The following is a 16,328-nucleotide window of genomic DNA, read 5'->3' on the forward strand; positions in this document are numbered from 1 at the left end:
TCGGGAGATGAAGATTGCCGGGCACACCAACTGTTACGATCGCACCGACGCGGCGCGACCTTCTTGGGTTGTTCGGATCGGTTTCCGTCGGCGGATTGATCCCCGGTATCGCGCAGGCTGCGACCGCGTTGCCGATCTATCGCGACGCCCGTGCGCCAGTCGACCTCCGGGTCCGCGACCTGATGGCGCGGATGACGCTGGAAGAGAAAGTTGGCCAGACCATTTCGCTGTGGGCGACCAAGGCGGACGTGATGACGCCGGGGGGGCTCGATTTTGATCCGGCGCGTGCGTCGGCGGCGTATCCCGCGGGTTTCGGCCAGGTCACGCGGCCGTCCGACAAGCGCGGTGGGCCGTCGGTGGCCGCGGTCGCCGGCGGTACAGGTGCGCAGTGGCGCGGGTCGGCCTCGACGATCGCGTTCGTCAACGCGGTCCAGCGCTGGGCGCGCGGGACGCGGCTCGGCATTCCGGTGATCTTCCACGAAGAGTCGCTGCACGGCTACATGGCGCCCGACGCGACGATGTTCCCGCAGGCGATCGGCATGGCCGGCACGTTCGACCGTGATCTGATGCGGCGTGGTCAGGCGATCATCGGCCGGGAAGTACGCGCGCACGGCAGCCACCTCTCGCTGTCCCCGGTCGTCGATATCGCCCGCGATCCGCGCTGGGGGCGGATCGAGGAAACGTTCGGCGAGGATCCGTATCTGTGCGGGGAGATGGGGGTGGCCGCGGTCGAGGGATTACAGGGCGACAGCACGACGCTGGCGCCCGGCAAGGTCTTCGCGACGCTGAAGCACATGACCGGCCACGGCCAGCCGCAGGCCGGCAACAATATCGGCCCCGCACCGATCGGCGAGCGCGAATTGCGCGAGAGCTTCTTCCCGCCGTTTCGCGCGGTCGTGACGCGGACCGGGATCGGCGCGGTGATGCCGTCGTACAACGAGATCGACGGCGTGCCGAGCCATGCGAACCACTGGCTGCTCGGCGAGGTGCTGCGCGGCGAATGGGGGTTTTCGGGCGCGATCGTCAGCGATTACGGCGCGATCGAGGAGCTGGATACGATCCACCACGTTGCGCGAGACCTGAACGGGGCGGCGAAGCTCGCCTTGGCAGCCGGGGTGGACAGCGCGTTGCCGGATGGGATCGCGTTTCGGACGTTGCCTGCGCAGGTGCGGGCGGGGACGGTGCCGATCGCGGCGGTCGATGCCGCCTGCGCGCGGATGCTGGCGTTGAAGTTCCGCGCTGGTTTGTTCGAGCAGTCGGCAGTCGATCCCCGTGCCGCCGCTCGCCTGACCGGTAACGCGGAAGCACGCGGCGTCGCCCTGGACGCGGCGCGCAAATCGCTGTGCCTGCTAACGAACGACGGCGCGCTGCCGCTCGCGCCCAAGGGCAAGATCGCGGTGATCGGGCCGAATGCGGCGATCGTGCGGCTTGGCGGCTATTCCGCGCCGCCGCGCCAGACGGTGTCGCTGCTCGACGGCGTTCGGACGCTCGTGGGTAACGCAGTGACGATCGTCCACGCGCAGGGCGTGTTCATCACGCAGAGCGAGGACCGGTCGCAGGATGCGGTGCTGCTCGGCGATCCGGCCAGGAACCGCGCGCTGATCGCCGAGGCGGTCGCGGTCGCGCGCGGAGCCGATACGATCATTCTCGCGATCGGCGATACCGAGCAGACCAGCCGCGAGGGGTTCTCGAAGAACCATCTCGGCGATCGCACGACGCTCGACCTGATCGGCGAGCAGAATGCGCTGTTCGATGCGCTGCACGCACTGGGCAAGCCGATCGTGGTCGCCGCGATCAACGGGCGTCCGCCGAGCTGGCCCAATGTGATGGCGAAGGCCAACGCGGTGCTCGAATGCTGGTATCCGGGGCAGGAGGGCGGCACGGCGATGGCCGAGGCGCTGTTCGGGCGGATCAATCCGGGCGCCAAGCTGCCCGTCACCGTCGTCCGCGAAGTCGGACAGGTGCCGCTTTATTACAACCGCAAGCCGTCGACCGAGCGCGGCTATCTGTTCGCGGAGACGGCGCCGCTGTTCCCGTTCGGTCACGGCCTCAGCTACACGCGCTTCGACGTCAGCGCACCGCGGCTGTCGGCGGCGAAGATCGGCATCGCCGGCAGCGTCGGGGTCGAGGTCGACGTAGCCAATATCGGGCAGAGGGCTGGCGACGAGGTCGTGCAGATCTACGTCCGCGATCAGGTGTCGTCAGTGGCGCGGCCGGTGATGGAGTTGAAGGGGTTCGAACGCGTAACGCTCGCGCCCGGCGAGCGGCGGACACTGCGGTTCACGCTGGGGCCGGACGCGTTCGCGCTATGGGACGTCGATATGCGCGAGGTTGTCGAACCCGGCCTGTTCACGATCATGGCCGGACCGAGTTCGGCGCAGGTGAAGACCGCAATCCTCGAGATCGCCTGACCCATCGACAAGCGAGGGTGCGCGGGCAGGCCGCGCACCCTCGGCAGATTACCAGATGTGAACGCGCTGCGCCGGCGTCAGGTACAGTGCATCGCCGGGCTTGACGTTGAACGCAGTATACCAGGCGTCGACATTCCGGACGATGCCGTTGACCCGGTAGAACGGCGGTGAGTGCGGATCGGTCAGCAGGCGCGCGCGCGCCGCGCCCTCGCGGAGCTTCGCCTGCCACGCCTGCGCATAGGCCAGGAAGAACCGCTGGTCGCCGGTGAGACCGCCGATCACCGGTGCCTTGCCGTGCACCGACTGGTATTTCCGATACGCGGCATAGGCGGTTTCGACGCCGCCGAGATCGCCGATATTCTCGCCGAGCGTCAGCGCGCCCTTCACGTGCACGCCAGGGATCGGCTCATACGCGTCGTACTGCTTCGACAGCGCGGCGGTATGCTTCGTGAAGGCGGCGCGCGCTTCGGGCGTCCACCAATTCTCGAACTTGCCCGATGCGCTGAACTGGCTGCCCTGATCGTCGAAGCCGTGGCCCATCTCGTGGCCGATGATCGCGCCGATCGCGCCGTAATTGACCGCGGCATCCGCGTTGGGATCGAAATAGGGCGGCTGCAGGATCGCCGCGGGGAAGGTGATCTGGTTGTTGAGCGGATCGTAATAGGCGTTCACCGTCTGCGGCGTCATGCCCCACAGGCTGCGATCGACCGGCTTGCCGAGGCGCGACAGGTCGAGCTGGTGGTCGAACTCGCCCGATCGCATCGAATTGCCGAGCGGATCGCCGCGCACGATGGTGAGCGCGCTGTAATCGATATATTTCGTCGGATGACCGATCCGCGGATCGAAGGCGGCAAGCTTGGCGAGCGCCTGCGTCTTGGTGGGCGCGTCCATCCAGGTGTTGGCCCCGATCCGCTCCTTGTAGGCGGCGCGCAGGTTGGCGATCAGTTCGCCCATCTTGGCTTCGCTCTGCGGCGGGTAGTGGCGCTTGACGTAGACTTCGCCGACCGCCTCGCCCATCGTGCCGTTGACGACGGCGATGCCGCGTTTCCAGCGCGCGCGCTGCTGCGGCTGGTCGGCCATCGTCTTGCCGTAGAAGTCGAACGTCGCCTGATCGAATGCCTTGGGCAGGACCGGCGCGCTGGCCGATGCGAGACGGAACTTCATCCAGTCCTGCCACGTCGATACCGGCGTTGCGGCGAACAGCTTGGCCAGTTCGGTCAGCGCAGTCGAGTTCGTCATGTAGACGATCGGGAAATTGCGATAGCCGGCGGTCGTCAGCAGCAGCGGCCAATCGAAACCGGGCGCCAGCGCCTTACGGCCGGCAGCATCCATCGGCTTCAGCATCGCCTTGAGATCGCGCGACTGGACCGGCGACCATTGCACCTTCGCCATCGCGGTTTCTAGCGCGACGATCCGGTCCGCCTTGGCCGATGCATCGGCAATCCCCGACAGCGTCAGGATCTTCTCGACATAGGCGCGGTAGGCGGTGCGGAAGGTGTCGTACTTGGCACCCTGTTCTAGATAGTAATCGCGTCCGCCCATCCCGAGCGAACCCTGTCCGGCGGCGACCGCGTAGCGCGTCGGATCGGCAGGATTGGGCAACTGGCCGATCTCGACCGGCGAGGCATAGCCGACCGTCGAGAACAGCGTCTGCAGTTTCTGCTTGTCCCCGGCCGCATCGATCTTCGCGAAATAGGGTTTCAGGGGTGTCGTGCCGGCGCGTTCGATCGCCGCCTCGTCCATGAAGCTGGCGTAGAGATCGCCGAACTGTTCCGCGCCCGGCCCGACCGCCGCAGGATCACGCGCGGCATCGTCGAGTATTGCGCGAACCTGTTGCTCGGCCTGATCGGCCAGGACGACGCTGCCGCCGGCCGAGGTCCGGTCCGCGGCGATCTCGGTACGCTTGTTCCAGTTGCCGTTCGCGTAGGTCCAGAAATCGTCGCCGGGTTTCACCGACTTGTCGGCGGCGGTGAGATCGATTCCGAAGGTTCCGTAGCGCGTGCCGGTCGCGGCGGCGGTTGCGGGCGCCGTCTGCGCGAGCGCGGGTGAGGACAGCGCCAGCACGGCGACGCTCAGCGACAGACGCGAAACATGGTTGAACAGCATCGAGGCTCCTGTGGAAATTGCCGACCGAGTCCAGAGGTATCGGGGCGGGGATCGAATGGGCGAACATGGCGAGGTCGGGCTTTCGCCCTGTTGGGGGAAGCTGACGCGGAATAGGGACCGTAGCAATATGAATTCGATCGCGATTGGATCGGTCGTCTGTCCTCGGCACGGCGGTCTGCTCGGACAAGATCAGCCAGTGGCAGGGTGGGTTGTTCGGCCCTAATTGTATGCAAAGGCGGTCTTGCCGTGAGATCCTGTCGCGCAATTAGTCTTACATATTGACCGCGCTTCGACGGCCCAATATCGGTTGCGGCAGATAAAAACGGGAGGATCGAAATGCGCCAACTGTATCGCAACGTCGCGCTGGCAATGACTCTGATGACGACCACGGCGATGTCCGCCTCCGCGCAGGATGCGCCCGCGGCCGCTCCGGCTAGCGGCACGGCGACGGTCGGTATCGATGCGAGCCGGCCCGGCCCGGTGATGAACCGACAGGTGTTCGGACAGTTCGCCGAGCATCTTGGCCACGGCATCTATGGCGGGATCTGGGTCGGCGAGAAGTCGTCGATCCCCAACGACCACGGTTATCGTCGCGATGTGCTGGAGGCGCTGAAGGCGGTCAAGGTGCCGATGGTGCGCTGGCCGGGCGGGTGCTTCGCCGACGAATATCACTGGCGCGACGGCATCGGCACGCGCGGCAAGCGGCCGATCAAGATCAACACCAACTGGGGCGGCGTGAACGAGGACAACGCGTTCGGGACCAACGAGTTCATGGGGTTCGCCGAGCGCTTGGGCGCCGAAGCGTATATCTCCGCCAACGTCGGCAGCGCGCCGCCGAGCGAAACCGCGCAGTGGCTCGAATACATGACCTCGCCGAATGGCTCGACGCTCGCCAAGGAGCGTGCGGCGAACGGCCATCCTGCGCCGTACAAGGTGCCGTATGTCGGCATCGGCAACGAACTGTGGGGCTGCGGTGGCAACATGCGCGCCGAATATGCCGCCGACCTGACCAACCGCTACGGCGTGTTCGCCAAGTCGGGGAACGGCAAGATGCTCCGGATCGCCAGCGGCCCCAGCGAGGGGGATTACGACTGGACCGAAACGATGATGCGGATCGCCGGCAAGAACATCGATGGCCTGTCGCTGCATTATTACACGCGGCCGCGCGACAAGGTCTGGACCGACAAGGGGCCGGCGCTTGGCTTTTCCGAGCACGAATGGGCGCTGACGATGCAGCACACGCTGCAGATGGACGAGTTCGTCACCAAGCATTCCGCGATCATGGACAAATATGATCCGGGCAAGACCAAGTGGCTGGTCGTCGACGAATGGGGCACGTGGTATGATCCGACGCCGGGCAGCAACCCCGGCTTTCTGGTGCAGCAGAACAGCGTCCGCGATGCGGTGGTCGCCGGGCTCAACCTCAACATCTTCGCGCATCATGCCGACCGGGTGAAGATGGCGGCGATCGCGCAGATGGTGAACGTGCTGCAGGCGATGCTGCTGACCGATGGCGCGAAGATGGTGAAGACGCCGACCTATTGGGTGTTCGACCTCTACAAGCCCTGGCAGGATGCGACGACGCTGCCGGTCGATCTGAAATCGCCCTGGTATCACGAGTCCGAAGTGGCAGTGCCGGCGGTCAGCGTCTCGGCGGTCCGTGATGTCGCGGGCAAGGTGCATGTCGCGCTCGTCAACCTCGATCCGCATCGTGCGATCCCGGTGGCGATGACGCTCGCGGGCGTTCAGGCGAGCGGCGTGACCGGGCGGATCGTCACGGGCACGACGATGGACGCGCATAACAGCTTCGAGCAGCCCGATACGGTACGCCCGGTCGCGTTCAACGGCGCGCAGGCGGCGGGCGGTACGGTGTCGGCGACGTTGCCGCCGATGTCGGTGGTCGTGCTCGACCTGCAATAGGACGGCGCCCTACCGCTCCCGGTCGGGAGCGGTAGGGACTTTCGTATTCAGAGCGGTAGCGGCAACGCGCGCGGGGTGGTGAACGCCGCCGACTGGCCGGGGACGCCGGTGCCGGGTTGGCCGCTGCCGACCGTCACGCGGTATTTACCGGCGATTACCTGGCGCGTGCCGTCGGTCGCGACGCTGCTGAGATCGCGCGGCGACAGGTCGAAGCTGACGCTGCGGCGTTCGCCTGGTTTCAGTGCAACGCGTTTGTATCCGCGCAACGCCACGCGCGGCGTGCCCGGCTGGTCCGGAAAATTGAGATACAGCTGGACCACCTCGTCGCCGGCCCGCGCGCCGGTATTGCGGACTTCGGTGCTGACGCGCAGGCCGGTTTCGGGGCCGGTGGGGGCGGGAGTCACCTTCAATGGCGTGTAGGCGAAGCTGGTGTAGCTCAGGCCGTGGCCGAAGGCGTAGACCGGCTTGCCCTCGAAATAGCGATAGGTGCGGCCTTTCATCGCGTAATCGCTGAACGGCGGCAGGTCGGCGACGCTGCGATAGAAGGTGAGCGGCAGGCGGCCTGCGGGGTTGGTCCGGCCGCTCAGGACGTTGGCGATCGCGAGGCCCCCGGACTGTCCCGGATACCAGGCCTCGACGACCGCGGCGGCGTTATCCTTCGCCCAGGCGAGGTTGATCGGACTGCCGTTCATCGCGACGACGATCACCGGCTTGCCGGTCGCCTTGGCCTTGGCGAGCATCGCCACCTGATCCGCAGGCAGGTCGAGCGTCGTCTTGTCACCGCCTTCGAAGCCCGGCACCGTGACACCGGTCTCCTCCGCCTCGAGGTCGGACGTGAGCCCAACGACCGCGACCAGCACGTCGGCGGTCGCCGCCGCGCGAGTCAGGTCGGCATCGGGCGAGGCCGAGATCCGCTTCCACACGAGGTCTGCGCCATCGTTCGACGTGACGCGGAACGGATAGCGACGGCCCTTGACGAGGTCGATCGTGGTGAAGGTCGGCAGGTCGTTCCACTGCGACCCCTTGCGATCGGACGCGACCGCGCCGGCGAACTCGAGCACGCCGCCTTTGCCCGAGAGGCCAATCCGGTAGGTGCCGCTTTCGGGGGGAGTCAGCGATCCCGCCCACACGGTGCGGTGGTGCGTGTCGACCTTGGCGAGCGAGAGATTATAGTCGCCGACGTCGCGCTCGACCCGTTCGGCGACGGGGGTGTCCTGATAGCGGATCGCATCGAGTTGCTGCTTCATCGTCGCGGGATCGAACAGCGCGGGCAGCTTCTTGGTCGGGTTGTAGTAGCGCACCAGCACGCCCGGTTTGCCGTCGGGCGTCCGCAGCGCCGACGTCGGTACACGGTCGCCGTCGGTGACCGAGGGGGAGAACGGCACCAGCGTGACGTCGCCCGCCGGCATCACCGACCGTAAGCCGTCGAGGACCGACACCGGCGGCGCGGACAACGGTGACGAGTAATTGCCGCGCAGCACCCGCGTCGCGTCGCCGAGAGGGCCGATGACCGCGAGTTTCGTGCCCGGCTTGAGCGGCAGGATGCCGGCGTTCTTGAGCAGGACGAGGCTTTCCTCGGATGCCTTCAACGCCAGCGCGTCGTGCGCCGGCGTGCCGATCTGCGCGACCGGCACGACACGATCGCGCCCGGTCTGTATCCCCGGCAGGTCGCCATTGCGGATCCGCGCGGAGAACAGCCGGACGAGCGACCGATCGATGTCGCCGACCGAGATCAGATCGCGGTCGAGCGCCTCGCGGAAGCGTTCGCCGAGCCCCGCCTGATCGCCGAGCGTCGCGGTGTTGCATTCATTGTCGACGCCGGTCTTCAGCGCGGTAGCGACGGCACTCGCCTGATCGGGGGCGTAGTGATGGTTGTCGGCGATATCCTTCACCGCATCGCAGTCGGATACGACGAAGCCGGTAAAGCCCCAAGCCTGGCGCAGATGATCCTTGAGCAGCAGGTCGCTCGCGCACGCCGGCTGCCCGTCGATCCGGTTATACGCGCACATGATCGAGCCGGCGCCGCCCTCGACGATCGCCGCGCGGAAGGCGGGGAGATAGGTGTCCTCAAGATCGTGCGGCGAGACGAACACATTGGCCTTGTGACGCGTCGATTCAGGCCCGCTGTGCACCGCGAAATGCTTGGGCGTGGCGATCACGTCGGGCAGCGACGGATTGGGCCCTTGCATCCCGGTGACGAAGGCGACGCCCATATGCGCGGCGAGGAACGGATCCTCGCCATAGGTCTCCTGGCCGCGACCCCAGCGTGGATCGCGGAAGATGTTGACGTTGGGCGACCAGGTGTCGAGCCCGGTCCCGATCCGCCCAAGCCGTCCGGTCTGGCGCCCCAGCGTGTGCAGCGCGCGGACCTCCGTGCTGATCGCACCGGCGACATCGTGGACGAGCGGTGCATCGAAGCTTGCGGCGAGGCCGATCGGCTCGGGGAAGTTGGTGGTCGGTACCGGCCCGAGCGCGCCGTGAAGCGATTCGGTCCACCAGTTGTACGCAGGGATACCGAGCCGTGGGATTGCCGGCGCGACGTTGAGCAACTGCGGGAGCTTCTCGTCGACGGTCATCCGCGCGACGATCGCCGTGGCGAGCTCGTCGGCCTGGGTACGCGCGGCATCAGTCTGTGGTGCTGGCGACGTCTGCGCCTGAAGGGGCAGGGTGGCGAACGCAGCTCCGGTCAGCATGAGTGCGCGCAGTGCGCCGAACGTCGATTTGCCCTTCGCAGTGTTTCGCGACTGTATCACCCCAGCATCCTCCTGTATTTTGTAGGAGTGACCTTAAGCCGGGCGGCAGCGCAATGGCTACGACATTTCGTAGGTTCGACTTGGAAGTTGAGATTTTCTACTGGCGAGCGGAATATCGAATACTATCCTGCTGCGTTGACAGCGCCGCTATATAGCCTGACAAGATCCCGCATAATCAGGGGATACGCTCGCTGACGCGCAGGTCGTGCGTGACGATCGGCACGGATGAGGATCACACAATGCGCGCTACTCGCCGACACGGGATAACGGCTGCTCTGACGGTTTTGCTGTCGACCGCTGGAGCGCAGGTCGCGGCGGCGCAGGCCGATCCGCTGACGCCGACCGGCCGCTGGAGCGCGAACCAGCGCGGCGATGCCGCGCTGCCGCCGATGGGCTGGAGTTCGTGGAATGCGTTCGCCACCGACATCACCGAGGACAAGATCCTCGCATCGGCGCGGGTGATTGCGGACACGGGACTGGCGGCCAAGGGCTATCGCTATATCAATATCGACGATGGCTGGTGGCTGAAGCGTCGCCTGTCGGATAGCCGGATGATGATCCGATCGGCGAATTTCCCGTCCTCGGTGATCGCGGGCAAGGACCCGAGTTTCCGGCCGTTCACCGACAAGCTTCACGCGATGGGGTTCAAGGCGGGGATCTACAGCGACATCGGGCGCAATTCCTGTGGTCAGGTCTTCAGCTCGACGATGCCCAACCAGCCCGAAGGCAGCGTGATGGAGCGCGAGATCGGCCTGTACGGCCATGTCGATCAGGATATCCGGCTGTATTTCAAGGACTGGGGGTTCGACTTCATCAAGGTCGATGCGTGCGGTATCCGCGGTTTGCCGGCGAGCAATCCCGCCGTGAAAGCCGGCAAGTACCGCGCGTTCGTGCCACTGATCGACGCGGACTCGCTAGCGCGCACCGACATCCCCGCGGTGCGCGGGCTCTACACCCAAGTCGCCGACGCGCTGGCGAAGTATAACGACGCGAACGACTATCTGTTCTCGCTGTGCCTGTGGGGATCGGCCGATGTCCGCGCCTGGGGCAAGAATGTTGGCGGGATATCACGGACCAGCGAGGACATCTCGCCGCATTGGGGGCGGATGCTGCACAATCTCGACACCGTGTCGCGGCGCGCGCTGTATGCGCATCCCGGATCGTGGAACGACCCGGACATGCTGTTCGTGGGCAGCGGCGATTTCGACGAACGGCATATGACCGAAGCGAAATCGCATTTCGCGCTGTGGGCGATCGAGAACGCGCCGCTGTTCATCGGCTACGATTTGCGCAAGGCGTCGCCCGCCTTGCTCGACCTGATCGGCAACGCACGGATCATCGCGGTCAATCAGGATCGCGCGGGCAACCAGGCGACGCTGGCGTTCGATACCGACGAGGTGCAGATCTTCGTCAAGACGCTGGCCAACGGCGACAAGGCGGTGGCGGTGTTCAATCGCGGCAGCGGCGCGGCGGACGTCGTCCTGACCGCCGATCATCTCGCGTATCGCGATACCGCCGATGTCGAACTGACCGATCTGTGGACCGGCGCGCACAGCAAATTCCGCAAGCAGCAGAGCCTGAAGCTGGCCCCGCGTGAGACGCTGATCTTCACCGCGAAGGGCGATCGGCAGTTGCGCGATGGCGTTTTCCTGTCCGAGCAACCGGGCAGCGTCAATCCGGCGGTCGACGGGGTGGAAACGCCGCAACCCGATCCGCTGGTGCACCGTGCACCGTTGGCGTGGCAGGGTACGCGAGGAGCGGGGGACTTCCCGCGCTATGGCGGCTGGGGTGGCGCGCGCGTCGATCGCACGCCGTACGACCAGCCGCTGGGGGTGGCGGGGGAGGCACTGCCGCACAGTCTCGGCGTGCTCGCCAATTCGCGGCTGGAGGTACGCAACACCGGCTATCGCACGCTGCGCACGCGTGTCGGGATCGACGATTCGACGACCGACCGTGCGCGGGCGGTGACCTTCCTGGTGTACGGCGATGGGCGGCTATTGGCGCAGTCGCGGGCCGCGCGGGGCGGCGAGGCGGCGCAGGAGCTGTCGGCGAACGTCGCTGGGGTGAAGATCATCGAACTGGTCGCACGCAGTCCGGGTGCTGGCGGCGCGCAAATCTCGGTCGATTGGGGATCGGCGGCTCTCACGCCCTGACTTTTGGTTTTGCGGTGCCGTGGATGCCGGAACGAGCCCGGCATGACGAAGAAAAGGGCTGATCTGTCGGTCTCAAACGTGAATGGCAATCCGCCTTGGCACGTTGCTCAGCGCTCCATCGCGCTGCGCGTATCCTCCAGCGCCAGCGTGACGAGCGCGGTCATCGCCGCGCTGGCGCCTTCGGCATCCTCGGCGGCGATCGCGTCGAAGACCTTGACGTGATCGGGGATCGGATCGCGCGGCAGCGCGCGCAGGCGTTGCTTGTACTGCGTCGTCCAGTTGACCGCCGCACCGATCGACGCGCTGAGCACGACCATCGCGTCGTTCTGCGTCGCCTGCAATATCGTGTCGTGGAACGTACGGTCGGCCTGGCGGCCCTGCTCGGTCGCGAGCGAGAAGCGCTTCATCGCGGCAAGCGCGTCGCGCATGATCTTCAACTCGGCCTTGTTGCGCCGTGCCGCCGCCATCGCCGCGGCGGCGGGCTCGATCACCATCCGCATCTCGAACAGGCTGCGGACGAGTTGCGGATCGGGTTCGCCGGTAAACGCCCAGGCGAGCACGTCGGGATCGAGCAGGTTCCAGCGGTTGCGCGGCAAGACCCGCGTTCCGGCCTTGGGGCGACTCTCGACCAGCCCCTTGGCGGTCAGGACCTGGATCGCCTCGCGGTAGGCACCGCGCGACACGTTGAGTTCCTCGGCGAAGGCGATCTCGCCCGACAGCGTCTCACCCGGCGAGAACTCGCCCGACAGGATCGCCACACCGAGCTTGTTCGCCACCGCCCCGCGCAACCTGCGGCCCGACGATCGCAGCGGCAACGTCGCGTCTGAGATGGGCTCGGGTGTCGCGGAGAGGGGTTCGTCCATAACTTCGCATTATGCCTTTATCGTCGCATACGACACTATCAATTGCTCGGAGCAATCTGAACAGGTGTTTGACGCGCGCGGCGGTCGCTGTCGTCGACGCAAGGCAGCGACCCGGCGATACGGGTCCCTTGGTGGGACCGCATCGCCGGGCTGATGATCACATGAAGCGGTTCATCAGGTTCTCGATCCGCTCCTGCCGGCCCGAGCGCGGCTTCGGATCGATCGCGCGGTCGCCTGCCAGATCGGCGATCGTCGCGAGATCGCTGGTGCCGATCATCTTGCCGAGCTCACCGTTCCAGCCGGCGTAACGCTCGGTCTTGAACGCATCGAGACGGCCGTCCTCGATCAGCGCGGCGGCGTTGAGCAGGCCCTTGGCGACGACGTCGATCCCGCCGACATGACCGTAGAACAGGTCGATCGGGTCCATCGACTGGCGACGGACCTTGGCGTCGAAGTTGAAGCCGCCGGTCTTGAAGCCGCCGGCACGCAGGATCTCGACCATCGCGAGCGTGAGTTCCTCGACCGAGTTGGGAAACTGATCGGTGTCCCAGCCATTCTGCGGATCGCCGCGGTTGGCGTCGATCGAGCCGAAGATGTCGAGTGCGGCGGCGGTGGCGATCTCGTGCTCGAAGGTGTGGCCCGACAGCGTGGCGTGGTTCGCCTCGATGTTGACCTTCACTTCGTTCTCGAGGCCGTAGCGCTTGAGGAAACCGTACACGGTGGCGGTGTCGAAGTCGTACTGGTGCTTGGTCGGCTCGTGCGGCTTGGGTTCGATCAGGATCGTGCCCTTGAAGCCGATCTTGTGCTTGTGCTCGACCACCAGGTTGAGGAAGCGGCCGAAATTATCCAGCTCGCGCTTCATGTCGGTGTTGAGCAGCGTCTCATAGCCTTCGCGACCGCCCCACAGCACGTAGTTCTCGCCGCCGAGACGGTGCGTCGCCTCGAGCGCATCGCGAACCTGCATCGCGGCGAACGCGAACACCTCGGGGTCGGGATTGGTCGAGGCACCGGCGGCGTAGCGCGGGTGGCTGAACGCGTTGGCGGTGCCCCACAGGAGCTTGCGACCCGACGACGCCTGGAGCTTTTCGAGATGGTCGACGGCTTCGGCGAAGAATTTGCGATGCTCGGCGACCGAGTTCGCGTCGGCCATCACGTCGACGTCGTGGAAGCAGTAGAAGGGCACGTCGAGGCGCGTGAAGAAATCGAATGCCGCCTCGCGCTTTTCCGCCGCCGCCGCGCTGTCGTTGGCGCCGCGATGCCACGGGCGATCGAACGTGCCGCCGCCGAACACGTCGGAGCCGGGCCAGCAGAAGGTGTGCCAGAAGCACGCGGCAAAGCGCAGATGCTCTGCCATCGTCTTGCCGAGCACGACCCGGTCCTTGTCGTAGAAGCGGTAGGCGAGTTCGTTGGTCGTATCCGGGCCCTCGTACTTGATCGGGGCGATGTCGGCGAAGAAGTCGGCCATCAAAAATTCCTTGGCGAGTTTTTGGGGGTGATGCGGGAATAGGCGGCACGGAACGCGTCGCGCTTGGCGGCGAGCGTATCCGCGATGGCGGGATCGGGAACGATGGTGCGCGCGACGGGCGGCGCGACGCAGACCGAGGCCGGATCGCCGCCGTCGACCGCGAGCTGCGCGAGCCGGGCGGCACCGAGCGCCGGGCCGACCTCGCCGCCTTCGAGATAGACGAGTTCGACATCCATCGCCGCGGCGATGATCCGGCCCCAATAGCCCGAGCGCGCGCCGCCGCCGATCACCGACAGGCGATCGACCGTGGTGCCGGTCTCGCGCAGCACGTCGAGCCCGTCGGCCAGCGCGAAGGCGACGCCCTCCAGCACAGCCTGCGCGAGGCGGTTGCCGTCGGTGTCGTTGTCGAGCCCGAGGAACGCGCCGCGGACGTCGGCGTCGTTATGCGGCGTCCGCTCGCCCGAGAGATAGGGGAGGAACAGCTCGGGGCCGCCGGCGGGACCGACCGATTCGGCGCGCGCGAGCAGGTCGGCGACGCTCTGCGTGCCGGTAATCCGTGCCACCCAGTCGACGCACGAGGCAGCCGACAGGTGTACCGACATCTGATGCCACAGGCCGGGCAGCGCGTGGCAGAAGGTATGCGCCGCGCGCTCCGGGCTGGGCCGGAAGTCGTCGGTGGCGACGAAGATCACGCCCGACGTGCCGAGCGAGAGCAGCGCGTCGCCGTCACGGACGACGCCGACACCGACCGCGCCGGCGGCGTTGTCGCCGCCGCCGGCCGCGACCGGCACGCGCGGCATGCCCCAGGCCTCGGCGATGTCCGCCTGCAACTGGCCGGTGATCGCCGAGCCTTCGAACAGGCCGGGCATATTGGCGGTGGACAGGCCGCATGCCGACAGCAGCGTGTCGCTCCAGCGTCGCGCGCCGACGTCGAGCCACAGGGTGCCCGCGCTATCCGACAGGTCGGACGCCTTGTCGCCGGTCATCTGCAGCCGGACGTAATCCTTGGGCAGCAGCACCGTCGCGATCTTCGCAAAGACGTCCGGCTCGTGATTGCGCAGCCACAGCAGCTTGGGGGCGGTGAAGCCCGGCATCGCGATGTTGCCGGAGATCGCGCGCAGTTCGGGGACCGCAGCCTCCAGTTCGGCGCACTCCGCGGCGCAGCGCCCGTCGTTCCACAGGATCGCGGGGCGCAGCGGCCGATCGTCCGCGCCGAGCACGGTCGCGCCGTGCATCTGCCCGGCGAGACCGATGCCGCGGACCGAGCGCCGGACGCTGGCGTCGATCGCCAGCACCGCCGCATTGGTCGCGCGCCACCATGCATCGGGATCCTGTTCGGACCAGAGCGGGTGCGGACGCTGCACGGTGAGCGCGGCGGTGCCCTGGCCGACGACCGCGCCGGCCTCGTCGAGCACCACCGCCTTTACGCCGGACGTGCCGATATCGATTCCGAGAAACATGCGCTTACTTCTTGAACGGATCGATGGTGACGATCGAACCGTCGGGCCTGAAGGTGAGCTCGGTCATCTTCGCCGATCGCAGATGGTTGCGGTTCGACAATTGCGTGTCGTGGTAGACCAGTTGCCACGTGTTGCCGACCTTCAGGATCGAATGATGCGTCGTCCAGCCCTGCACCGGCAGCAGGATCTTGCCCTGGTAGCGGAACGGACCGAGCGGGCTAGTGCCGGTCGCATAGGCAATGAAGTGCGTGTCGCCGGTCGAATAGGTGAAATAGTATTTGCCGCCGCGCTTGAACATCCACGAGGCTTCGAAGAAGCGCCGGTCGTGATCGCCGCCGAGCAACGGCTTGCCGGCTTCGTCGAGGATCGCGACATCGCGCGGGGGCGCGGCGAACTGCTTCATATCGGCCGTCAGCTTGGCGACCTTGGGCATCAGCGCAGGCTTGCCGTCCTGCTTCAGGTCGGTGTCGCCGGCGTTCGGATCGAACCTGCCGGTCGCCCAGCGCTGCAACTGGCCACCCCAGATCCCGCCGAAATACATGTAGCTCGCGCCGTCGGTATCGGTGAACACCGCCGGATCGATCGAATAGCTGCCCTTGATCGGCATCGGTTCGGCCTTGAACGGACCGACCGGCGACTTCGACGTCGCCACGCCGATCCGGAAGACGCCCTTGGCGTCTCGCGCGGGAATGTAGAGATAATAGGTGCCGTTCTTGTACGCGGCATCCGGCGCCCAGCTCTGCTTAGACGCCCAGGGGATGTTCTTCACGTCGATCGCGACCGGATGAACGGTCACCGGTCCGCCGACCCGGTCCATGCTGAGGACGCGGTAGTCGTGCATCGCGTACTGGTTGCCGAGATCGTCGTCGGGGATGCCGGCATCGACGTCGTGGCTGGGATAGATGTAGATCTTGCCGCCGAAGACGTGCGCGGAAGGGTCGGCGGCGTAGATCTCGCGCGTCAGCGGTTGCGCGCGATACTGTTTGCCGTCCGGGCTGGTGGTCGATCCTGTCTTGGGCGGCGTCGATTGCGCGCCGGAGATCGTCGCGGTGAGCGCGATGGCGGCCAGGGCCACGCCGGGGAACAGACTGTTGCGCATTGCGGATCGGTCCTCTCTCTGTACCGCCTGCTCTCTATGAAGCCTGTCGGTGAATATCGATACCGCTACCATATGACCGGTATCGCCATTGGGCAAGC

At 66.4% G+C, this 16,328-nt stretch carries 9 protein-coding genes; 3 read left to right on the plus strand and 6 right to left on the minus strand.

The window, feature by feature from the left end; all coding sequences use genetic code 11:
* Positions 1–14 precede the first annotated feature (14 nt).
* Positions 15–2,411: a glycoside hydrolase family 3 N-terminal domain-containing protein gene (locus ASF09_RS01920; protein ID WP_443024937.1), complete on the plus strand. Its 2,397-nt coding sequence runs from the start codon at positions 15–17 to the stop codon at positions 2,409–2,411.
* A gap of 48 nt (positions 2,412–2,459) precedes the next feature.
* Here the strand turns inward: ASF09_RS01920 and ASF09_RS01925 are convergent, their stop codons facing one another.
* Positions 2,460–4,517: a M13 family metallopeptidase gene (locus ASF09_RS01925; protein WP_060524156.1), complete on the minus strand. Its 2,058-nt coding sequence runs from the start codon at positions 4,515–4,517 to the stop codon at positions 2,460–2,462.
* A 336-nt stretch (positions 4,518–4,853) separates the two neighbouring features.
* Between ASF09_RS01925 and ASF09_RS01930 the strand changes: the two genes are divergently transcribed.
* Entirely contained in the window at positions 4,854–6,437 is a 1,584-nt protein-coding gene (locus tag ASF09_RS01930; protein WP_082443989.1) for an alpha-N-arabinofuranosidase, read from the plus strand.
* Positions 6,438–6,484: 47 nt separating this feature from the next.
* Here the strand turns inward: ASF09_RS01930 and ASF09_RS01935 are convergent, their stop codons facing one another.
* Positions 6,485–9,130 carry a glycoside hydrolase family 3 C-terminal domain-containing protein gene (locus ASF09_RS01935; RefSeq protein ID WP_060524901.1) on the minus strand — a complete coding sequence of 882 codons (2,646 nt, stop codon included), beginning with the start codon at positions 9,128–9,130 and terminating at the stop codon, positions 6,485–6,487.
* Between the two features lie 299 nt (positions 9,131–9,429).
* On the opposite strand from ASF09_RS01935, the gene ASF09_RS01940 reads away from it, so the two are divergent.
* Positions 9,430–11,343 (plus strand): NPCBM/NEW2 domain-containing protein, encoded by a 1,914-nt coding sequence (locus ASF09_RS01940; protein ID WP_060524158.1) that lies wholly within the window; start codon positions 9,430–9,432, stop codon positions 11,341–11,343.
* Between the two features lie 107 nt (positions 11,344–11,450).
* On the opposite strand, the gene ASF09_RS01945 is transcribed toward ASF09_RS01940, so the two are convergent.
* From ASF09_RS01945 to ASF09_RS01960, 4 genes are all read right to left on the minus strand, one after another.
* Complete coding sequence (locus ASF09_RS01945; RefSeq protein ID WP_060524159.1) at positions 11,451–12,206, minus strand: FadR/GntR family transcriptional regulator; 756 nt, start codon at positions 12,204–12,206, stop codon at positions 11,451–11,453.
* A 157-nt stretch (positions 12,207–12,363) separates the two neighbouring features.
* Positions 12,364–13,674, minus strand: coding sequence for a xylose isomerase (gene xylA / locus ASF09_RS01950; protein ID WP_121903487.1), 1,311 nt, complete (start codon positions 13,672–13,674; stop codon positions 12,364–12,366).
* Positions 13,671–15,131 (minus strand): xylulokinase, encoded by a 1,461-nt coding sequence (gene xylB / locus ASF09_RS01955; RefSeq protein WP_060524161.1) that lies wholly within the window; start codon positions 15,129–15,131, stop codon positions 13,671–13,673. The genes xylA and xylB overlap by 4 nt, the downstream gene beginning before the upstream one ends.
* 4 nt (positions 15,132–15,135) lie before the next feature.
* The gene (locus ASF09_RS01960) at positions 15,136–16,230 is read right to left on the minus strand and encodes a glycoside hydrolase family 43 protein (protein ID WP_060524163.1); all 1,095 of its coding nucleotides are present in this window, start codon (positions 16,228–16,230) and stop codon (positions 15,136–15,138) included.
* Positions 16,231–16,328: the final 98 nt, after the last annotated feature.

The sequence above is a fragment of the Sphingomonas sp. Leaf242 genome, from assembly GCF_001422045.1.
In the GTDB taxonomy this organism is placed as follows: Bacteria; Pseudomonadota; Alphaproteobacteria; order Sphingomonadales; family Sphingomonadaceae; genus Sphingomonas.